Source organism: Microvirga sp. VF16 (assembly GCF_016864375.1).
Classification (GTDB): Bacteria; Pseudomonadota; Alphaproteobacteria; order Rhizobiales; family Beijerinckiaceae; genus Microvirga.
On the sequence record NZ_CP069354.1, the window covers coordinates 5,272,494 to 5,290,545 of the forward strand.

An 18,052-nucleotide genomic window follows, 5' to 3' on the forward strand; every position below is an offset into this window, starting at 1 on the left:
ACAGCATGGGTGGTGCAGAAGCGGTCACGACAGAGGTTCCTGACGATTTCGACGGGTTGCGGACACTGCTGCTTAGCCGCCGCGAATCGATGCCGAAGCGCCTGAAGCAGCTCGCGGCCTTTGCGCTGGAGCATCCCGAAGACATGGCCTTCGGAACGGTGGCGGGCATCGCCGAACATGCCGGCGTGCAGCCCTCCACGCTGGTGCGCTTCGCCAAGAGCCTCGGCTACGACGGCTTCTCCCATCTACAGCAGATTTTTCGCGACCGCCTGCGCGAGCGCTTTCCCGATTACCGCGAGCGCCTCAAGGGATTGCGCGACGCGGAAGGGCATCACGTGCATGCGGCCTCCCTGCTCGAGGGCTTCACCCATGCCGCGGCCGTCTCTCTCGATCGGATGCAGGCCTCGGTGCGCCCAGAGGAACTGTCTCGCGCCATCGAGACCCTGGCCAAGGCCGATACGGTCTATCTCCTCGGCGCCCGCCGGGTGTTCCCGGTCATCGCCTATTGCGCCTATGCGTTCGGCAAGCTCGGAGTGCGGGCGATCCTCATCGACCATGTGGGCCAGCTTGGCCCCGAACAGCTCGCCATTGCGACGAAGCGCGACGCGGTGCTCGCCATCAGCTTCACGCCCTACGCGCCTGTCACGGCCGACCTCGCCGCAGCGGCCGCGCAGCGCGATGTGCCGGTGGTGGCGATCACGGATTCCGCCTTCAGTCCGCTGGTGACGAATGCCGATGTCTGGCTTGAGGTCGCAGAAGCCGATTTCGGCGCCTTCCGGTCGCTCTCCGCGTCGTTTGCGTTGGCGATGGCGCTGGCTGTGGGAACGGCGGAGAAGCGGGCGGAAGGTTAGCCCGTCATCCCGGACGGCAAAGGCGATCCGGGATCGTTGGTAGAATCTGGCGCACGAACCTCAACGCTGTCATCCCCGCGCAGGCGGGGATCCATAAACACTGTGGTTGCAGAGTGAAACAGCGTCAGCGGTTATGGATTCCGGGCTCCGCTACGCGGCCCCGGAATGACAGCGTTTCAATGATTCAACGCTCCCGGATCGGCTTACGCCGTCCGGGATGACGTCTGCTTATATCCGCACCGGCTTCCCGCTCTGCGCCGACTCCGTTGCCGCATCGGCGAGACGCTGGGCCATCAGTCCGTCGCGGCCGGTCGGATTGCACGGCTTGCCGTCGCGGATGGCGTTCAGGAACGTGGTGAGTTCGTCGCGATAGGCCTCCGCATAGCGCTCCAGGAAGAAATCCTGCACCGGATCGGCAGTAATGCCGGAGGCATTCGCCACCTCCACCGTCGTGCGGTGGATATTGCCGGCGCGGATCATGCCCTTGGAGCCGTGCACCTCGACGCGCTGGTCGTAGCCGTAAGTGGCGCGGCGGGAATTGGAGATCTGCACGATCTTGCCCTTGGCGGTCTTCAGCATCACGGCGGCGGTGTCCACATCGCCGGCCTGGCCGATGGCCGGATCGACGAGGGACGAGCCCACCGCATGCACTTCTACCGGCTCGTCACCGAGCAGCAGGAAGCGGGCCATGTCGAGATCGTGGATCATCATATCCCGGAAGAGACCACCGGAGGTGGCGATGTAGCTCACCGGCGGCGGACCGGGATCGCGCGACAGGATGGTGACGAGTTCGACCTCGCCGACCTCACCGTCGGCAAGGCGACGACGAAGGCTCGCGAAATTCGGGTCGAAGCGGCGATTGAAGCCGATCATCAGCGGCGTGCCGGCCTTCTCGACGGTCGCAAGGCAGGTCTCGATGCGCGCGCTCGACAAATCGACAGGCTTCTCGCAGAACACCGCCTTGCCGGCGCGCGCGCCACGCTCGATCAGATCGGCATGCGTCGTCGTCGGCGTGCAGACGAGGATGGCATCCACGTCGGAGCGCTCGACGATCTCATCCAGCGCCGCGACCTCGGCGCCTGTCGCCCCTGCCAGCTCCTGTGCGGAGGGGGCATGCGGATCGGCCACCGCCACGAGGCGGGCATCCGGATGGTTGGCGGCGTTGCGCCCGTGAATGCGGCCGATTCGGCCCGCGCCCAGAACGGCGATCCTGATCATGTTTCCTCTCTGATTCTTTGCCGGCTACGGTGAAATTTAGAATTGATATTCCAACGTAAGCTGCTAATAGAATAAACGTTCTATAACTGCAAGGGCCGACGCGGCTCTCACACGGTCCGACGAAGACCGGCAGCGGGAGGAATAGCATGAAGCCAGCCCTGGATGTCATCACTATCGGTCGCTCCTCGGTCGATCTCTACGGCCAGCAGGTGGGCGGGAGATTGGAAGACATGGCCTCCTTTTCCAAGGCGGTGGGCGGATGCCCGGCCAATATCGCCATCGGCACCGCGCGGCTCGGTTTGAAATCGGGTCTGGTCACCCGCGTCGGCGATGAGGCCATGGGCCGTTTCATCCGCGAGCAGATGGTGCGCGAGGGCGTTTCGACGAAAGGCATCGTCACCGACGGGGAACGGCTTACCGCGCTGGTGATCCTCGGTGTGCGGGACGAGGATTCCTTTCCGCTGATCTTCTATCGCGACAATTGCGCCGACATGGCGCTGACCGAGGACGATATCGACGAGAGCTTCATCGCGTCGGCCGCCGCCATCGTCGTCACGGGCACGCATTTCTCGCGCGAGAACACGGCCGCCGCCCAGAAGAAGGCGATCCGCATCGCTAAAGAGCACGGCCGCAAGGTCGTATTCGATGTCGATTATCGTCCCAACCTCTGGGGCTTGCTCGGCCACGGCGCGGGCGAGTCGCGCTATGTGCGCTCCGATGCGGTGACGGAGCACCTCAAACCCATTCTCGCCGATTGCGATCTCATCGTCGGCACGGAGGAGGAGTTGCACATCGCGGGTGGATCGGAAGATACGCTCGCTGCCATCCGGGCCATCCGGGCGATCTCGAAGGCGACCATCGTGTGCAAGCGCGGCCCCATGGGCTGCGTGGTGTTTCCCAGTGAGATCCCCGCCTCGCTCGACGACGGCGTGAAGGGTCCCGGCTTCCCGGTCGACGTCTATAACGTACTCGGCGCAGGCGATGCCTTTCTCTCCGGCTTCCTGCGCGGATGGCTTAAGGGTGAGAAGCTCGAGACCTGCTGCGCCTATGCCAATGCGAGCGGGGCGTTTGCGGTCTCGCGCCTGCTCTGCTCGCCCGAGATCCCGACCTTCCCCGAGCTGCAGCATTTCCTCGAAGCGGGCAGCCGCCATAAGGCCCTGCGCTTCGACGAGGACATCAACCACATCCACTGGGCAACGACGCGCCGACCGCAAAGCGACACGCTCATGGCGCTCGCCATCGATCATCGCATGCAGTTGGAAGCATTGGCGAAGGAGATCGGTGCGCCGATCGAGCGCATTCCCGATTTCAAGGTTCTGGCCGTCGAGGCCGCCGCAAAGGTGGCGAGTGGCCGCCCTGGCTTCGGCATGCTGATCGACGGTACCTACGGACGCGAGGCCCTGTTCCGCGCGGCCGACCATCCGTTCTGGATCGGCAGGCCGGTCGAGCTGCCGGGCTCGCGCCCGCTTGATTTCGAAGGCGGCGGCTCACTCGGAGCCAAGCTCGTGGAATGGCCCGTGGGACACACGATCAAATGCCTGTGCTTCTATCATCCGGACGATCCGCCGGAACTGAAGGAGCGCCAGGAACACGACCTGCTTCGCCTGCACGATGCCGCGCGCCGCATCGGCCGCGAATTGCTGGTCGAGATCATCGCGGGAAAGCATGGAGCGCTCAAGACGGATACCGTCGCGGGCATCCTGCAGCGCCTCTATGATCTCGGCATCAAGCCCGATTGGTGGAAGCTCGAGCCGCAGCGGGATGAAGCGGCCTGGCATGCCATCGGGGCGGTGATCACGAAAAATGATCCCTATTGCCGTGGCATCGTGCTGCTCGGCCTCGAAGCGCCCGAGAACGAGTTGGAGGCCGCTTTCGCGGCCGCTGCCAAGGAGCCGCAGGTGAAGGGCTTCGCGGTCGGCCGCACGATCTTCAACGATGCCGCGCGGCGCTGGCTCAAGGGTGAGATATCGGACGAGGCGGCCGTCGATGACATGGCCTCGCGCTTCCGGCGCCTTGTCGATTCATGGCAAAAGATGTCCAGCCGCGCGAAAGCTGCTTAATACCAAGGGTGGAGCTTCGGTTTGGCTCCGCCCTCTTTTCATGGACGAGAAAACCTGAGAACGCTGCTGCCTCTGTTGCCGGCGCCATTCGAGAGGAAACCGTATGAGCACGATCCGCCTGACCATGGCGCAAGCCGTCGCCCGATTCCTGACGGCGCAGAAAACCGAGATAGACGGGCAAATCCTGCCGCTCTTCGGCGGTGTCTGGGCGATCTTCGGCCACGGCAACGTGGCGGGCATGGGCGAGGCGCTGCACGGCGTGCGCGACCAGCTTCCCACCTATCGCGGCCATAACGAGCAGGGCATGGCTCATGCGGCGATTGCCTTCGCTAAAGCGTCCCGCCGCCGCCGCATGATGGCCTGCACCACGTCCATCGGCCCCGGCGCCACCAACATGGTGACGGCTGCCGCCGTGGCACATGTGAACCGGCTACCAGTGCTGCTGCTTCCCGGTGACGTCTTCGCCAACCGCAAGCCCGATCCAGTGCTGCAACAGGTTGAGAGTTTTTCCGACGGCACGGTTTCGGCCAACGATTGCTTCCGCCCAGTCTCCCGCTATTTCGACCGCATCACGCGCCCTGAACAGATCATCCCCGCGCTCCAGCGGGCGATGACCGTGCTCACCGATCCTGCCGAGTGCGGACCGGTGACGCTGGCGCTCTGCCAGGACACGCAGGCCGAGGCCTACGATTATCCGGAGAGTTTCTTTGCGGAAAAGATCTGGACGCCGCGCCGCATCCGTCCGGACGAGACAGAGCTCGCGGAAGCAGCCGATCTCATTCGCAAAGCGAAAAAACCCTTCATCGTTGCCGGCGGCGGTGTGCTCTATTCGAATGCCGAAAAGGCTCTGGCCGATTTCGCAGAGAAACACGGCCTGTTTGTCGGCGAGACTCAAGGAGGCAAGTCGAGCATTGCGCATGATCACGCGGCCTGCCTCGGCGCCGTCGGCGTGACCGGCACGGGCGCCGCCAACGCGCTTGCCGAAGAGGCCGATGTGGTGATCGCCGTCGGCACGCGCCTGCAGGATTTCACGACCGGTTCCTGGGCCCTGTTCAAGAACCCGAACCGGCGCATCGTCGGCCTCAATGTGCAGACCTTTGACGCGACGAAGCACAATGCGGCACCGCTCGTCGCCGATGCGCGTGTGGGTCTTGAGGAACTGAGCCGCGCGCTCGGCACCTGGAAAGCGCCGGAGGCCTGGACAGCGAAGGCTCGGGACGAGAAGGCGCGCTGGTTCGACACCGCCGCTCGCTATACCGACCCGACCAACGCGGAACTGCCGTCTGACGCGCAGGTGATCGGCGCCGTGCAGCGCACCTCGCAGCCGACAGACGTGGTTGTCTGCGCGGCCGGCGGCCTGCCGGGCGAATTGCATAAGCATTGGAAGGCTCTGCAACCGCTCGGCTACCACATGGAATACGGCTATTCCTGCATGGGCTACGAGATCGCCGGCGGGCTCGGCGTGAAGATGGCCGATCCGTCCCGCGAAGTGATCGTGATGGTGGGCGACGGTTCATACCTCATGATGAACTCCGAACTCGCCAGCTCCGTGATGCTCGGCAAAAAGCTGACCGTCGTGCTTCTCGACAATCGCGGCTATGGCTGCATCAACCGCCTGCAGCGCGCCACCGGCGGCGAGAGCTTCAACAACCTGCTGCAGCACACGAACCATGTGACGCTTCCCGATATCGACTTTGCTGCCCATGCAGCGAGTCTCGGTGCGCAGGCAATCAAGGTGAAAGGCATCGGCGAGCTGGAAGACGCACTGAAGCAGGCGCGCAGTGCAGATCGCAGCACCGTCATCGTCATCGACACCGACCCGCTCGCCTCCACCGACGCAGGCGGTCATTGGTGGGATGTGGCGGTGCCCGAAGTCTCGGTGCGCGATCAGGTGAACTCCGCCCGAAAGAATTACGAGAATGCTCTCACCGCACAGCGGGTGGGCGATTGATCAAGATAGAAGGATAAGAACATGACGATCCGCATCGGGGCCAATCCCATCGGCTGGTCCAATGACGACATGCCCGAACTCGGTGGTGAGACGCCGCTGGAGGTCTGCCTGGCCGAGGCAAAGGAAGCAGGCTTCGAGGGCATGGAGCTCGGCAACAAGTTTCCGCGCGAACCGGAAGCGTTGAAGAAAGCGCTGGCACCCTTTGGACTCGCCTGCGTGTCCGGCTGGTATTCCGCCGAGTTGTTGAAGCGCGATGCGGATGCGGAGATGAAGGCTTTGCGGCCGCATCTCGATCTCCTGAAGGCCATGGGATCGAACGTGCTCGTCTTCGCCGAGACGTCGAACGCCATTCACGGTGATCGCTCCAAGCCGCTGTTGCAGCGTCCTGTCATGAAAGACGGCGACTGGGCCGAGTTCGGCCGCCGCATCACGCAAGTGGCCGAACGCACCCTGCAGGAAGGCGTGCGCGTAGTCTATCACCACCACATGGGCACCATCGTGGAATCCGAGGCCGATATCGACGCCTTCATGCGATCGACCGGCGAAGCGGTTCATCTTCTGCTCGATACCGGTCACGCCACCTGGGGCGGCGCCAACCCGGCTGCGCTCGCCCGCCGCTATCGCAACCGCATCAGCCATGTGCACGCCAAGGATGTACGCAAGGACGTGATGGAAAAGTCGAAGGCTGAAGGCTGGAGCTTCCTCGATTCCGTCATCGAAGGCGTCTACACCGTGCCGGGTGACGGCATGGTGGATTTCGTCTCGGTGTTCAAGGAACTGCCGGGCTATAACGGCTGGGTGGTGATCGAGGCGGAGCAGGACCCGAAGAAGGCTCATCCGCTGACCTACGCCAAGATGGGCTATGCCAATCTCACCCGCTCCCTCAAGGAAGCCGGCCTGCGTTAAGGGAGAGTTGCGATGTCGAAGCTCCTGGTCAAACCGTCGAAGCCCGATAACCAAGGCCGGATCCACGCCATCACGCCGGAATCCGCCGGATGGACTTATGTGGGGTTCGAGGTCTACCAGCTGAAAGCCGGGCAGAATCTCCGCCAGGCGACAGGCGACCGGGAAGCCTGCATCGTCATGCTCTCAGGCAAAGCGCATGTGGGCGCAGGGGGCAGCGATTTCGGCGTGATCGGCGGGCGCGCCTCGCCGTTCGAGCCGGATCCGTGGTCGCTCTATGTACCGGCTAAATCCGGATGGTCGCTCAACGCCGAGACGGATTGCGAGATCGCCGTGTGCACTGCGCCGGCCGAGGGCAAGCTCCCGGCCCGCGTGATCAGCCCGGATCAGGTCGGACAGGAAACCCGCGGCCAGGGCACCAACACGCGCCATGTGCGCAACATCCTGCCCGAGACCGAAGCCGCGGAGAGCCTGCTCGTGGTCGAGGTCATCACGCCCTCCGGCCATTGGTCGAGCTATCCTCCCCACAAGCACGACCGGGACATGCTGCCCACCGAGTCGCTTCTGGAAGAGACCTATTACCACCGTCTCAACCCTCCTTCGGGCTTCGCCCTGCAGCGGGTCTATACGGATGACCGTTCGCTCGACGAGACGCTGGCGGCGGCGAACGGCGACGTGGTGCTGGTGCCGAAGGGCTATCACCCTGTCGGCGCTCCACACGGCTACGAGCTCTACTATCTCAACGTGATGGCCGGTCCGAAGCGGATCTGGAAGTTCCACAACGATCCGGACCACGAATGGATGCTCAAAAAGGCCTGAGGCCGTCTGTCTCTTGATCCTGCCAAGCCTTTCGGGCATGAGGCGAACAACGTTTCCCTGAGAGGTCCCATGGTCTGGTCGGATCTTGCCTCACGCGCCTTCAAGACCGCGATCGCGCTCATCAGCGCGATCGTGATGGATTATGCGTTTCTGAATGGGCGCATGACGCGCCAGGCGGTAACGGGAATCGAGCGCATGGCGGCCGACGCGCCGGTTCTCATCGACCGGCTGGTGACGAGCGCGCTGAACATCAAATGGGACCGCTGAGGACGCCCAGAGACTTTAGGCGCTTGCCACCAGGTGCTGCTCGATTTCGTAGACCGGATGCTTGGTCAGATCCTTGTTCACCTCGGCCATGATCCGCTGCTTTGCGGCATCGGAAAACCGAGTCCGCAACTCGGCCAGCGTCCGTGGCGGCGCTGCCACGATGATGTGCTTCACACCGCCATTGAGGCAGGCGGCATTGACCGCCTCAGCCACTTCCCCGGCAAATTTCCGTTCGGCGAGATCGTGCCAATCGGTCTGCTCGATTGCGCTCCGTTGGCCGAGCATCGCAGCCTGGCCCTGCTTGTCCGTGCCCTGAAGGCGTGTCGGCAGATTGTCCGGAGCCTCCAGAACGCGTTCGACCTGGAGGTTCGGATAGAGGCCATCGCCTTTGTTCTTCAAGAACAGGGCTTTCCGGCCGTCGCTGACGAGAACCAATCCATCGTGGGGAAGCCTGAAAATTTTGTTCACGGCCATGCTCCTTGTTACGGGAGACATTCTTCGGCACCTCAGTCGGCGGTGCTTTGATCCATATCATATCACAATCTTCGGTGCGCCGCTCGGCGGACCGAGATCATCTCTGGCGTCCTCTCAGCAATCATCGGAACGGAACGGCCACGGTTCCGTTGATCCCCTGCCCTCACTTGTCATCGCGGTCCCATGGCAAATCTCTTACGCATCCTGCTCGCCATCCTGCTTCCGCCCGTCGGTGTATTTTTCACGGTCGGCCTGGGCGGGCAGTTCTGGCTCAACATTCTCCTGACGATCCTCGGCTACATTCCAGGCATCGTCCACGCGGTCTGGATCATCGCGCGTCGGACGCGATAAGGCGCAGCCGGATCCAGGCAGGTCGTGCGGACGAAGGCTGCATCCGAGAAAACCAGCCCTGCGCACCTTCTGGTGCTCAAACGCACATCGCAGGAATGGCGGCATGAACGGGATGCCGGGAGAGTCGTTTCTTCCTGTGTATCTCGCAGGACCCCATGCCGCTTTCAAAGAAAAAGAAAACGATGATCATTTTCGACCCCATTTCTGGGAATCGCATCATCCTCTCCCCGCCGGACAAGCCGCGCAGCCGCCACCTTTCGAACTTGCTTTGCGCCCCGAACGAGACCGATCCGTCAGGCAAGACGGAATCGCGCTCATCCGGCGCCGACAAGGTCAGAAACTGATCATGGAAGGAAATGGCGCACCCGACACGATTCGAACGTGTGACCTTTGCCTTCGGAGGGCAACGCTCTATCCAGCTGAGCTACGGGTGCTTTGAGGCGGTGGGCCTTAAACCTTCCCTACCCGATTACGGTCTTGAGGGCAACCTCCGACGGCGAGGCAGCTGCGGCCGTCCTGGCGGAGGGACGGCCGCAATTGATTCCTTTCGATCTTCCTCCCGGAGGCGGGGCGTGGCCCATGTATTCGGGAGGGATTGCCCTGGCGGCCCTAGCTCATCGTGCGGACCCAGAGGGCCGCGCTCGACGATGCGCCACTTAAGGGATTGAGCATCGGACGATTTGTCGGACTTGCCCGATTCCCCCTCTCCCGAGTGGAGAGAGGTGGGGTATCGTGGATCCGCCTTTCAGTCCGATGCTCTAGGCCTCGTCGGTCGCGGCCCGCTGCCGCGACACGTAGCCGATGGCAAGCACCAGGGCGGCTCCGACGATGGCCATGGGAATTTCCGCCTTGTGGCCGAGTTCCTGGCCGAGCTGGCCGATCAACCAGGGATCGGAGATCAGCATCTCGCCGGCGACCCATCCCAGAAGGGCTGCGCCGGCCCAGACAAGAAGGGGCATCCGGTCCAGGAGCGCCATGATGAGAGCAGCGCCGGCCACGATGAGAGGGATGGAAATGGCGAGGCCGATGGCGAGCAGGGCGGTGGAATCCTGCGCCACCGCGGCAATCGCCAGGACATTGTCGAGGCTCATGACCGCATCGGCGACCACGACGGTCCAGACCGCATGCCAGAGGCGGTCGGTTTCCTTCACGCCGCCTTCTTCATCGTCGCCGCTCAGAAGCTTCACGGCGATCCAGAGCAGGAGAAGGCCGCCGACGATTTTCAGGAACGGCGTCGCAAGAAGTGCTGCGACGAGAACTGTGAAGATGATCCGCAGACCAACCGCGACGCCGGCGCCGAGGATCATGCCGATGCGGCGTTTGTCTTCCGGCAGACCGCGGCAGGCGAGTGCAATGACGACGGCATTGTCTCCGGATAGGATGACGTTGATCCAGATGATGCCGAGGAGTTTGAGAGCTTGAGGGAGGAGAGCTTCCATGATGGGGAACTCGATTGACGTTCGAGACGGCCAGTGATTGCGGCTTGCCTGCAGACCGGCACGGGCCGTGTGCAATGGCGAGCGCAGCGGTTCAAAGCCGTTCGCGAGAAACAAAAGAGGCGCCGCTTACCGGGCGCGCGCGATACCATCGACCGGAAGCGACCCAAGTCGTTCTTCCGGCGAGGCTGGACTGAGTTCAGAGACTTGGAGGCCCCGTCGCGCGCAGAGATCCAAGGGGATTGGAGTAGACCAGCTTTCGAAGACCGTCGCGGGCACCTTGCCCGGCGACGCTCGACAGCGAACGGCAAGAGATGCCCGACGGAATGAGGGCGTCAGGACTGCCCTCCCCGTCACTCCATTCATCCGGACAGGTCTCTCGGTCCGTCTCCTCTCCCTCCGTCAGCAGCAGGGTTTCTTCAAGCTGACCGAGGAAAGAGGTTTCGGAATTCGCATGATCGATGGCCGGGAGCCAAACCAGAAAGATCAGCCCGAGCAACACCTGCACGACGGAAAGAAAGATGCGGGGTCGGACCGATGCTCTGTTCATCTGAGCGAAGGATGCTCCAAGGCTAAAAACCTCACTCTCCCTAACCCGACCGGAGGCTTGAGAGCAACCTGAGCAGGAGCATGCGAGGTCAGCATCGTTACGGCAGCTCTGCCGCATAGATCTTAATAGACATTGTACGGGCGGCAGATCGTGCCGCACCATTCCGTCCGGGCGACTCGCTCAAGCTTGCTTTCCACGGGAGAGCTCAATGCCAGCCCAGAATGATCACGTTTCCATTCTCCGCGAAGCTTATACCCAATGGGTCGACAGCAGAGGCAGCGACTGCGAATGCTGGATGAACATCATTGCCGATGATGTCTCCCTCGGCTCGCTGGCAGACGGTTCGCCGGAAGTCCCCTTTACGGCACGCCGGGATAACAGGTCCGGAGTTCGTGCCTATCTCGAGGATCTCATGCGCGACTGGGAGATGATCTCTCACGCCATGGACGAGTTCATCGCCCAGGACGACCGCGTGGCCGTGGTCGGGCGGGCCATCTGGCGCCACAAGGGAACGGGCAAGGTTGCGGACACCCGAAAGGTCGATATCTGGCGCTTCCGGGACGGCAAGGTGATCGATTTCGACGAATATTACGATACCGCCAGGCTCATCGCCGCCGCGACGCCGTAACCGCTACGATCTCTCAAGCTCACGCGCCCTGCGCGGACGGCAGGATGAGGGCAATATCGGCCGCGTTGAGCAGGCGATACTGTCCCGGCTCCAGGTCCTCGGGCAGCGCCAGGCCGCCGACCCGGTCGCGATGAAGCGCTGTCACGTGGTTCCCGACCGCTGCGAACATGCGCCGGACCTGATGGTAGCGGCCTTCGGTCAGGGTCACATAGGCGCTCGTGCTGGAGATCCTCTCCATCTGCACCGGCAGGAGCGGCTTGTCCTCGTTGTCGAGCATCAGCGTCCCGGCTGCAAAAATCTCCGCCTCGTCGCCGCGCAAGGGGCGGTCGAGGGTCACACGATAGCGCTTGGAGATGTTCGCGCGCGGCGAGATGATCCGGTGCAGCAGGTTGCCGTCATCGGTCATGAGCAGCAGGCCCGAGGTCTCTTTGTCGAGCCGTCCGATGGTCGAGATCGCCGGGTCGCGCCGGCGCCAGCGGTCCGGGAGCAGGCCATAGACCAACGGTCCTGATTCCTTGTGCGAGCAGGTGACGCCCAGGGGCTTGTGCAGCATCAGCGCCAGCCCGGGCGGTGGATCGAGCGGCTTGCCCCGGATGCGCATCCGCTCCGAGAGGTCGCGGGTCACGGCGATGCGCTCGTCCGCATCCTCGACCTCGGCTCCATCCAAGGTGACGAGGCCGGCATGGACCAGTGACTGGACCTCGCGGCGCGAGCCGTAGCCCATATTGGCGAGAAGCCGGTCGAGACGGAGCGTCGGGACCTTGCTCATTTCTGCGCCTCGTAGATCTTGTAGCCGTTCGCTTCGATTTTTGGGGTCACGCGCTTGAACAGGGTTTTCAGCACGGCCTCGTAGGGCAAGTGGCGATTGGCGACGAGCCAGAGAACGCCGCCCGGTCGGAGAGCCTCGGCGGCACGGCGGATGAAGGCCTGTCCCAGGCTCTGATCCTCGGCACCGCCGTCGTGGAACGGCGGGTTCATCACCACGAAGTCGAGGCCCTTCAGGTTGGTGCCGTTGCGGATATCCGCCCAACGAATACTCGTCCGTGGATCGTCGATGTTGCGCTCTGCCATCGCGGCAGCGCGACGGTCAATATCGATCAGGGTCAGATGCTCGACCTTGGGCGAGGCCAGGATCGCGCGGGCGAGAATGCCGATGCCGCAGCCGAAATCCGCGCCGCGGCCGCTCAAAGGCGGAAGGTTCTGTTCCAGCAGGACGCTGCCGGGATCGAGGCGATTCCAGCTGAACACGCCGGGCCAAGTCCAGAGGTCTAAGGTTTCATCGAGACGCGGACCGCCCTCGGCCAGCGCATCATCGAGGCCTGTCGGAAGGGGCGGCCGTGGACAGGTGCAGATGCGGTGATGGCGGCGGGAGGTCTCGCTGACATCGCAGCTGAAACCTTTCAGTTCCTTGGCAATCCGCGAGCCGCCCTTGTCCTTGGGTGCGAGGACCGTCAGGGATCCGCCGGGTGCAAGCGCTCGCAAAGCCAAGGCGATGGTGTAACGCCGCTCGACGGTTCCGGGCGGCGCCAGCACGACCATATCACCGAGAGATCCCACCTCCTGCTCCTCCAGCTGTCCGGAACCGGGGATCAGAGGCGAGAACTGGATGGCCGCTGCCGAGATGTCGGCCAGTTCGGCCGGTGGCGTGCCATAGACGCCGTTTGGTTTCGTATCTTGCAAAGTGATTGAGCCTACGCTGAACGCAGGCGTTCTTAATACGCGGTGGTTCGGAAGGTAAGTCTCAGGGCGCCTCGACGGCCTGCTTTGTATCGATAGCGCGGATTTCGGATTCTCCGACCGCGCGCTGAGCGCCGCTTATCGTATCTCTGATCCTATAGCCCAGCTCGCCGCTGCTGTTTTCCGGCATCAGGCGAATGACCTCGTATGTGCCGCTCGTGCGATCGGCGAAATGCGCAGCGGCGGCATGGACCAGCTGGCCCATGGAATATTTATGGCTCACAGGAATCTCCTTTGTCAGAAAGCAAAAAGCCGCTCCTCTGGAGCGGCTTTGCTCGGCGGCAATGGATGCCAGGCCGCCTCTTTCAACGAAAATTACGCCGTCTGGATGTTGTTGACGGCGACCTTGCCGGAGCGGCGGTCCTCGGCGGTGTCGAAGGAAACCTTCTGGCCTTCACGCAGACCGCGGATGCCGGCGCGCTCGAGAGCGGTGGCGTGAACGAACACGTCCTTGCTGCCATCGTCCGGCTGGATGAAGCCGAAGCCTTTTTGATCGTTGTAGAACTTAACGGTACCCGTAATCATGAGAGTATCCTTGGTGAGGCTTGGTGTGCACGTGAGCAAAGGGCGTGCTGTCGCACGACCTCACACTCGGGTTCGTCGATGTTTGGGAAGAGTGTCTGAACGCGCGCCTGGTAGGCCAAGGCGTAACGGCCCGATTGTCCGGCCAAATGTCGATGGAGTTTATCTAGGGGCCCCTTGCGGCGAATACAAGGCAAGATTGCAGAAAGGCAACCACCGGCTCTGTCAAAGGCTAGCATGGGGATGTGCCATATACCTGCGAGAGGGTCCGCCTCAGTATCTCAGCCGCAGCGCCTGAACGCTCTGGCCGCCGTCCGCGCAGACGATCCGGGCGCGCGGGCAGTAGGAGGCATAGGCCGGCGTTGGGCAATAGGTCTGCATGAAGGTCTCATCGATGGCGCAGGTCACGTGCACGCGGTAGAAGCCCTGCGGACCGCTTGGCGCATCGTGCAGCACGGAATAGCCGAGCCCCTGGTCGGCGAGCCGGGAAATAGCGCGGCCGGGTTGAGCCCATTCGGTTTGAACCCGGGTGACGCGCGTGACATCCGCGCTCTGGGCTGCCGACCCCGTCAGGCCGGTTGCCAGCGCGATCCCCACCAATAGCCGCCTCATGCTGCGCCTCACTTCGTGATGTGACATTCAGGCCTGCGGAGCCCGGTTCGCCGGGACGGCAAGGGCCTGTCGAGGGTTAATGCAAAGCTGCTGTTCTGGATCCATCGCGAGCGCCTGCACGAAAGGTTAACCACGCTCCCGGATGGGGAATGCCGCACCCCGGACTTTAAGCAACCGGTAGGATCTTGTGCCCGATAAACGCGGCCTGTTGTAGGCGTAACTCACCAGGATCCCATGCACCACATCCATCTCGCTGAGGGTATGCGGCTTCGTTTTCCGGCACGGACTGCCGACTTCGACCAGGGGGTCGAGATCGGCATCGTGGCAGCGCTGATGAGCCAGGATCTGACGGAGTTCTCCCGTAAGATCTCGAACGAAAACCTTGGTCAGATGCGCGCCCTGGTAGAGCAGTTCGGCTACCGCCTCGTCGAAGGCCAGATGGACGGGGACTTCGTGGAGCTCAATTTCTACAGCCGCACGGCGCGCCCGCGCCTGCGCGTCGTCCATTCGGGAACCTGACGCGCGTCAGGCTGAAAACCGCTTCTGCATAGTGCGGACGCGTTCGCGATAGGCCGTATAAAAGCCGCTCATGGCGATGAGGCAGGCTCCCGTGATCGTCCAGGAATCCGGCAGGGATCCGAACACCAGATAGCCAAGGGTTCCGGCCCAGATCAGCTGGACATAGGAAAACGGCGCGATCAGAGACGCATTGCCGTGGCGATAGGCCATGACGACGAACCAATGACCGATCGCAAATAGGATGCCCATGACGAGGCCCAGCGCGATCTCGGTCCCGTTTGGCGTCACCCAGCTGAAGGGCATGAGCGCGCTCAGCACGAGGCTGCCGACGAGGGCGGAATAGGTCAGCGTCGTGAGCGCCTGGTCGCCGCTGATCTTGCGGGTCACCACGGCGCCCACAGCCCAGCTCGATGCGCTGAGAATCGGCAGCAAGGCGGCCGCCTGAAACGCTCCCGACCCGGGGCGTACGACGATGATCACCCCGATCAGCCCGAAAGCGGCAGCCGTCCAGCGCCGCCAGCCGACCGACTCGCCGAGAAAGAGCACCGAGAGCCCCATGATCAGGATCGGCGAGACGAAGAAGATCGCGGTCGCGTCGGCCACGGGCAGGTGCGGCAGGCTCTGAATGAACATGATGGATGAGCCGACCATGCCCAATCCCCTGACCACCTGCAGGCCGGGCCGCTGGGAACGGAACAGGGCGGGACCACCCTTGATCAGCGCGAAGGGAACGATGAAGGCCGCAAAGGTGACGTAGCGCATCCAGGCCACCTCCGGCGGTGGCAAGGTGGAAGCGAGCTGCTTGGTAATGACGTCCGCTACGGAAAACACGATCGTGGAGATGACCAGGAACAGAATTCCCCGCAGCGGAGAGGCCGGTGCGTTCGGTGATTCCAGAGAAGGCGTTGTTGTCCGGGGCGCGGGGGCAGCACTCATGAAGGACTCAAAAAATGAGGCCCGCGCGGTCACGCTGCGAGCCCCTTTAGGTCTCAAGTTTGGAGGATATGGCTTTGCATAAAATACTGTTTCCTCGCGGAGAGAAGTGCAAAGACGGCACATATTCTATGCTTTAGACGAATGGATCACCTCTTCCGCTCACCCGTGCTTGCACTATGAGCATAGGTTTGCCGAAATCACAGGTTTCGAAGCTGGTGCATCATTGTCTGCATGGGTCGCAGACGCGGAAAGGGCTCATGCCGGATCAATCGTCGGAAACGCCAAGCCGTCTGGTCAGCGGCACGCCTGCCTTTCGCCGGCTGAACCTGTCTTTGTTCGCGGCCGGCTTCTCGACCTTTGCCATTCTCTATTGCGTCCAGCCCCTGCTGCCGGAGTTCTCGCAGGAATTCCATGTCAGCGCCGCCGTGAGCAGCCTGTCCCTGTCGCTATCGACCGGTCTCCTCGCCGTGGCGATGCTGATTGCGGGCTCCCTGTCGGAGATCTGGGGCCGCAAGCCGGTCATGGTGGCCTCGCTCTTCGCCTCGGCGCTCCTGACCCTTCTCTCTGCGGTGGCTCCGAACTGGACCAGCCTGCTCCTCACCCGCATGCTGATCGGCGTCACCCTCAGCGGTCTTCCCGCAGTCGCCATGGCCTATGTGAGCGAGGAAGTGGACCCGAAATCCATCGGTCTCGCCATGGGGCTGTTCATCGGCGGCAATGCGATCGGCGGCATGGCGGGACGGATCATCGGCGGCGTGCTGACGGATCTCGGCTCCTGGCGGCTTGCCATCGGGTTGATCGGAGCTCTCGGATTAGCCTCGGCCATTGCGGCCTGGCGAAGCCTGCCGGCCTCGGCCCATTTTCAGCCCCGACCCGCCCGCCTGACGGAGCTTCTGCGCTCATTCGGTGAGCATCTGCGAGACCCAGGTCTGCGGGCGCTGTTTGCAGAAGCCTTCCTCCTTATGGGCGGCTTCGTGACGCTCTACAATTATCTCGGCTACCGCCTGACGGAAGCACCCTATTCCTTGAGCCAGAGCGCCGTCGGGGCGATTTTCGCCGCCTATCTGATCGGGACTCTGAGTTCCGCCTGGATCGGCGCGCTGGCGGGACGGCTGGGCCGCAGGCGGGTTCTGTGGGCGATGATCGTGATCATGATTGCCGGCGTGGGGCTTACGCTCTTTCACCATCTCGCGCTTATCCTGGCCGGCATCGTGGCTGTCACCTTCGGCTTCTTCGGCGCCCATTCCATCGCGAGCAGCTGGGTCGGCAGCCGAGCTCTCACAGCCAAGGCGCAGGCCTCCGCCCTGTATCTGTTCTGCTACTATCTCGGCTCCAGCGCCATCGGCACCCTGGGCGGCGTGTTCTGGACCCATTGGGGCTGGCCGGGCGTATCGGCCCTCGTGGCCCTTCTGCTGATGGTGGCGCTCGCCCTCGCCATTCGACTGGTGGCGCTCCCGCCGCGGGAGGCCGGCGAGACGCCCGCGCAGTGAAAGAGTGCGCACATTCAAGCAATCGTGCGATAGTTTATTTAAGTTTAATTTGGTTAATATTTAATCATCAACAATATCAATATAATTCAATTGAATAGGAAAATTCGATACTGAGGCTATACACGATAGAAATTCAGCGATTATATCGTCTTAATGTTGCCCCATTAGCCTTCATTTTGCATCCCATCAATAACAGACAAGGGAATGCATTGTGGATCAACGCAAGGTGACGCTCGCGCTCGCCAGCCTGTTCATCTCCGGATCGGCTGTTTTCTTTTCTCCTTCTGCCTTTGCAGAGCCGGCGGAGACCTCGGGGAAAATCATTCAGAGCGGTCGCGCCTCCTGGTATGGCCCGGGCTTCCACGGCCGGCGGACCGCGAGCGGCGAAACCTTCAACACCAACGAATTGACCGCTGCCCACCGCACCCTGCCCTTCGGCACCAAGGTCCGGGTCGTGAACAAGAAGACCGGCAAGTCGGTAGTCGTGCGCATCAACGACCGTGGTCCCTATGCCCATGGTCGCGTCATCGACCTGTCAAAGGCCTCAGCACAGGCTATCGGCATCTCCGGGGTCGGCGCCGTCGACGTCGCCCAGCTCTAAAGCGGCTTAAAACTACTTCCCCTTTTCATTACCTAGACATTGCAGATTCCAAATTTTGCGAACCGCCCCGGCAGGGCCATCCCTGCCGGGGCGGGCCATGGAACCGAGAAGCCTTTTACCCGCTTTC

General features: G+C 62.7%; 22 protein-coding genes and 1 tRNA gene. 12 read left to right on the plus strand and 11 right to left on the minus strand.

The window, feature by feature from the left end:
* Positions 1-5: 5 nt before the first annotated feature.
* Positions 6-851, plus strand: a complete 846-nt coding sequence (locus JO965_RS24775) for a MurR/RpiR family transcriptional regulator (protein ID WP_246776680.1) — start codon at positions 6-8, stop codon at positions 849-851.
* Between the two features lie 228 nt (positions 852-1,079).
* On the opposite strand, the gene iolG is transcribed toward JO965_RS24775, so the two are convergent.
* Positions 1,080-2,069: an inositol 2-dehydrogenase gene (gene iolG / locus JO965_RS24780; RefSeq protein ID WP_203441583.1), complete on the minus strand. Its 990-nt coding sequence runs from the start codon at positions 2,067-2,069 to the stop codon at positions 1,080-1,082.
* A gap of 146 nt (positions 2,070-2,215) precedes the next feature.
* Here iolG and iolC point away from each other — a divergent pair, with 146 nt between their 5' ends.
* The 5 genes from iolC (at position 2,216) to JO965_RS24805 (ending at position 8,069) form a co-directional block, all read left to right on the plus strand.
* Complete coding sequence (gene iolC / locus JO965_RS24785) at positions 2,216-4,129, plus strand: 5-dehydro-2-deoxygluconokinase (protein WP_203441584.1); 1,914 nt, start codon at positions 2,216-2,218, stop codon at positions 4,127-4,129.
* Positions 4,130-4,232: 103 nt separating this feature from the next.
* Entirely contained in the window at positions 4,233-6,080 is a 1,848-nt protein-coding gene (gene iolD / locus JO965_RS24790) for a 3D-(3,5/4)-trihydroxycyclohexane-1,2-dione acylhydrolase (decyclizing) (protein WP_203441585.1), read from the plus strand.
* Between the two features lie 21 nt (positions 6,081-6,101).
* Positions 6,102-6,986, plus strand: coding sequence for a myo-inosose-2 dehydratase (gene iolE / locus JO965_RS24795; protein WP_203441586.1), 885 nt, complete (start codon positions 6,102-6,104; stop codon positions 6,984-6,986).
* 12 nt (positions 6,987-6,998) lie between these two features.
* Positions 6,999-7,802 (plus strand): 5-deoxy-glucuronate isomerase, encoded by an 804-nt coding sequence (iolB, locus tag JO965_RS24800; RefSeq protein ID WP_203441587.1) that lies wholly within the window; start codon positions 6,999-7,001, stop codon positions 7,800-7,802.
* A 69-nt stretch (positions 7,803-7,871) separates the two neighbouring features.
* Entirely contained in the window at positions 7,872-8,069 is a 198-nt protein-coding gene (locus tag JO965_RS24805; protein ID WP_203441588.1) for a hypothetical protein, read from the plus strand.
* 15 nt (positions 8,070-8,084) lie between these two features.
* On the opposite strand, the gene JO965_RS24810 is transcribed toward JO965_RS24805, so the two are convergent.
* The gene (locus JO965_RS24810) at positions 8,085-8,537 is read right to left on the minus strand and encodes a host attachment protein (RefSeq protein WP_246776681.1); all 453 of its coding nucleotides are present in this window, start codon (positions 8,535-8,537) and stop codon (positions 8,085-8,087) included.
* 189 nt (positions 8,538-8,726) lie between these two features.
* Here JO965_RS24810 and JO965_RS24815 point away from each other — a divergent pair, with 189 nt between their 5' ends.
* Positions 8,727-8,894, plus strand: a complete 168-nt coding sequence (locus JO965_RS24815) for a YqaE/Pmp3 family membrane protein (protein ID WP_036371238.1) — start codon at positions 8,727-8,729, stop codon at positions 8,892-8,894.
* 155 nt (positions 8,895-9,049) lie between these two features.
* Positions 9,050-9,238 carry a hypothetical protein gene (locus JO965_RS24820; protein ID WP_203441589.1) on the plus strand — a complete coding sequence of 63 codons (189 nt, stop codon included), beginning with the start codon at positions 9,050-9,052 and terminating at the stop codon, positions 9,236-9,238.
* 13 nt (positions 9,239-9,251) lie between these two features.
* Here JO965_RS24820 and JO965_RS24825 read toward each other — a convergent pair.
* The 3 genes from JO965_RS24825 to JO965_RS24835 all read right to left on the minus strand — a co-directional run bounded on the left by JO965_RS24825 (position 9,252) and on the right by JO965_RS24835 (position 10,880).
* A tRNA-Arg gene (locus tag JO965_RS24825) sits at positions 9,252-9,328 on the minus strand.
* A 324-nt stretch (positions 9,329-9,652) separates the two neighbouring features.
* Complete coding sequence (locus JO965_RS24830) at positions 9,653-10,333, minus strand: TerC family protein (RefSeq protein ID WP_203441590.1); 681 nt, start codon at positions 10,331-10,333, stop codon at positions 9,653-9,655.
* Between the two features lie 196 nt (positions 10,334-10,529).
* Positions 10,530-10,880, minus strand: a complete 351-nt coding sequence (locus JO965_RS24835) for a hypothetical protein (protein ID WP_203441591.1) — start codon at positions 10,878-10,880, stop codon at positions 10,530-10,532.
* Between the two features lie 208 nt (positions 10,881-11,088).
* On the opposite strand from JO965_RS24835, the gene JO965_RS24840 reads away from it, so the two are divergent.
* Positions 11,089-11,508, plus strand: coding sequence for a nuclear transport factor 2 family protein (locus tag JO965_RS24840; RefSeq protein ID WP_203441592.1), 420 nt, complete (start codon positions 11,089-11,091; stop codon positions 11,506-11,508).
* A 19-nt stretch (positions 11,509-11,527) separates the two neighbouring features.
* On the opposite strand, the gene JO965_RS24845 is transcribed toward JO965_RS24840, so the two are convergent.
* From JO965_RS24845 to JO965_RS24865, 5 genes are all read right to left on the minus strand, one after another.
* Entirely contained in the window at positions 11,528-12,277 is a 750-nt protein-coding gene (locus JO965_RS24845) for a pseudouridine synthase (RefSeq protein ID WP_203441593.1), read from the minus strand.
* Positions 12,274-13,188 carry a class I SAM-dependent methyltransferase gene (locus tag JO965_RS24850; RefSeq protein ID WP_371826819.1) on the minus strand — a complete coding sequence of 305 codons (915 nt, stop codon included), beginning with the start codon at positions 13,186-13,188 and terminating at the stop codon, positions 12,274-12,276. The genes JO965_RS24845 and JO965_RS24850 overlap by 4 nt, the downstream gene beginning before the upstream one ends.
* Positions 13,189-13,249: 61 nt before the next feature.
* Entirely contained in the window at positions 13,250-13,468 is a 219-nt protein-coding gene (locus JO965_RS24855; protein ID WP_203441594.1) for a hypothetical protein, read from the minus strand.
* A 92-nt stretch (positions 13,469-13,560) separates the two neighbouring features.
* The gene (locus tag JO965_RS24860; RefSeq protein ID WP_099509679.1) at positions 13,561-13,770 is read right to left on the minus strand and encodes a cold-shock protein; all 210 of its coding nucleotides are present in this window, start codon (positions 13,768-13,770) and stop codon (positions 13,561-13,563) included.
* A gap of 270 nt (positions 13,771-14,040) precedes the next feature.
* The gene (locus JO965_RS24865) at positions 14,041-14,379 is read right to left on the minus strand and encodes a hypothetical protein (protein ID WP_203441595.1); all 339 of its coding nucleotides are present in this window, start codon (positions 14,377-14,379) and stop codon (positions 14,041-14,043) included.
* Positions 14,380-14,613: 234 nt separating this feature from the next.
* Between JO965_RS24865 and JO965_RS24870 the strand changes: the two genes are divergently transcribed.
* Positions 14,614-14,898, plus strand: a complete 285-nt coding sequence (locus JO965_RS24870; protein ID WP_203441596.1) for a hypothetical protein — start codon at positions 14,614-14,616, stop codon at positions 14,896-14,898.
* Between the two features lie 6 nt (positions 14,899-14,904).
* Here the strand turns inward: JO965_RS24870 and JO965_RS24875 are convergent, their stop codons facing one another.
* Positions 14,905-15,834, minus strand: a complete 930-nt coding sequence (locus JO965_RS24875) for a DMT family transporter (protein WP_203441597.1) — start codon at positions 15,832-15,834, stop codon at positions 14,905-14,907.
* A 257-nt stretch (positions 15,835-16,091) separates the two neighbouring features.
* Between JO965_RS24875 and JO965_RS24880 the strand changes: the two genes are divergently transcribed.
* Both JO965_RS24880 and JO965_RS24885 read left to right on the plus strand, forming a co-directional pair.
* Complete coding sequence (locus JO965_RS24880; protein WP_203441598.1) at positions 16,092-17,324, plus strand: MFS transporter; 1,233 nt, start codon at positions 16,092-16,094, stop codon at positions 17,322-17,324.
* A gap of 211 nt (positions 17,325-17,535) precedes the next feature.
* Positions 17,536-17,925 carry a septal ring lytic transglycosylase RlpA family protein gene (locus JO965_RS24885; RefSeq protein WP_203441599.1) on the plus strand — a complete coding sequence of 130 codons (390 nt, stop codon included), beginning with the start codon at positions 17,536-17,538 and terminating at the stop codon, positions 17,923-17,925.
* The last annotated feature ends 127 nt before the right edge of the window (positions 17,926-18,052 follow it).

Excerpts from the sequence above, each read along its gene's own strand:
- JO965_RS24775 (WP_246776680.1), top strand. The coding sequence starts at position 6 with ATGGGTGGTGCAGAAGCGGTCACGACAGAGGTTCCTGACGATTTCGAC.
- iolG (WP_203441583.1), bottom strand. The coding sequence starts at position 2,069 with ATGATCAGGATCGCCGTTCTGGGCGCGGGCCGAATCGGCCGCATTCAC.
- iolC (WP_203441584.1), top strand. The coding sequence starts at position 2,216 with ATGAAGCCAGCCCTGGATGTCATCACTATCGGTCGCTCCTCGGTCGAT.
- iolD (WP_203441585.1), top strand. The coding sequence starts at position 4,233 with ATGAGCACGATCCGCCTGACCATGGCGCAAGCCGTCGCCCGATTCCTG.
- iolE (WP_203441586.1), top strand. The coding sequence starts at position 6,102 with ATGACGATCCGCATCGGGGCCAATCCCATCGGCTGGTCCAATGACGAC.
- iolB (WP_203441587.1), top strand. The coding sequence starts at position 6,999 with ATGTCGAAGCTCCTGGTCAAACCGTCGAAGCCCGATAACCAAGGCCGG.
- JO965_RS24805 (WP_203441588.1), top strand. The coding sequence starts at position 7,872 with ATGGTCTGGTCGGATCTTGCCTCACGCGCCTTCAAGACCGCGATCGCG.
- JO965_RS24815 (WP_036371238.1), top strand. The coding sequence starts at position 8,727 with ATGGCAAATCTCTTACGCATCCTGCTCGCCATCCTGCTTCCGCCCGTC.
- JO965_RS24820 (WP_203441589.1), top strand. The coding sequence starts at position 9,050 with ATGCCGCTTTCAAAGAAAAAGAAAACGATGATCATTTTCGACCCCATT.
- JO965_RS24830 (WP_203441590.1), bottom strand. The coding sequence starts at position 10,333 with ATGGAAGCTCTCCTCCCTCAAGCTCTCAAACTCCTCGGCATCATCTGG.
- JO965_RS24835 (WP_203441591.1), bottom strand. The coding sequence starts at position 10,880 with ATGAACAGAGCATCGGTCCGACCCCGCATCTTTCTTTCCGTCGTGCAG.
- JO965_RS24840 (WP_203441592.1), top strand. The coding sequence starts at position 11,089 with ATGCCAGCCCAGAATGATCACGTTTCCATTCTCCGCGAAGCTTATACC.
- JO965_RS24845 (WP_203441593.1), bottom strand. The coding sequence starts at position 12,277 with ATGAGCAAGGTCCCGACGCTCCGTCTCGACCGGCTTCTCGCCAATATG.
- JO965_RS24860 (WP_099509679.1), bottom strand. The coding sequence starts at position 13,770 with ATGATTACGGGTACCGTTAAGTTCTACAACGATCAAAAAGGCTTCGGC.
- JO965_RS24865 (WP_203441595.1), bottom strand. The coding sequence starts at position 14,379 with ATGAGGCGGCTATTGGTGGGGATCGCGCTGGCAACCGGCCTGACGGGG.
- JO965_RS24870 (WP_203441596.1), top strand. The coding sequence starts at position 14,614 with ATGCACCACATCCATCTCGCTGAGGGTATGCGGCTTCGTTTTCCGGCA.
- JO965_RS24875 (WP_203441597.1), bottom strand. The coding sequence starts at position 15,834 with ATGAGTGCTGCCCCCGCGCCCCGGACAACAACGCCTTCTCTGGAATCA.
- JO965_RS24880 (WP_203441598.1), top strand. The coding sequence starts at position 16,092 with ATGCCGGATCAATCGTCGGAAACGCCAAGCCGTCTGGTCAGCGGCACG.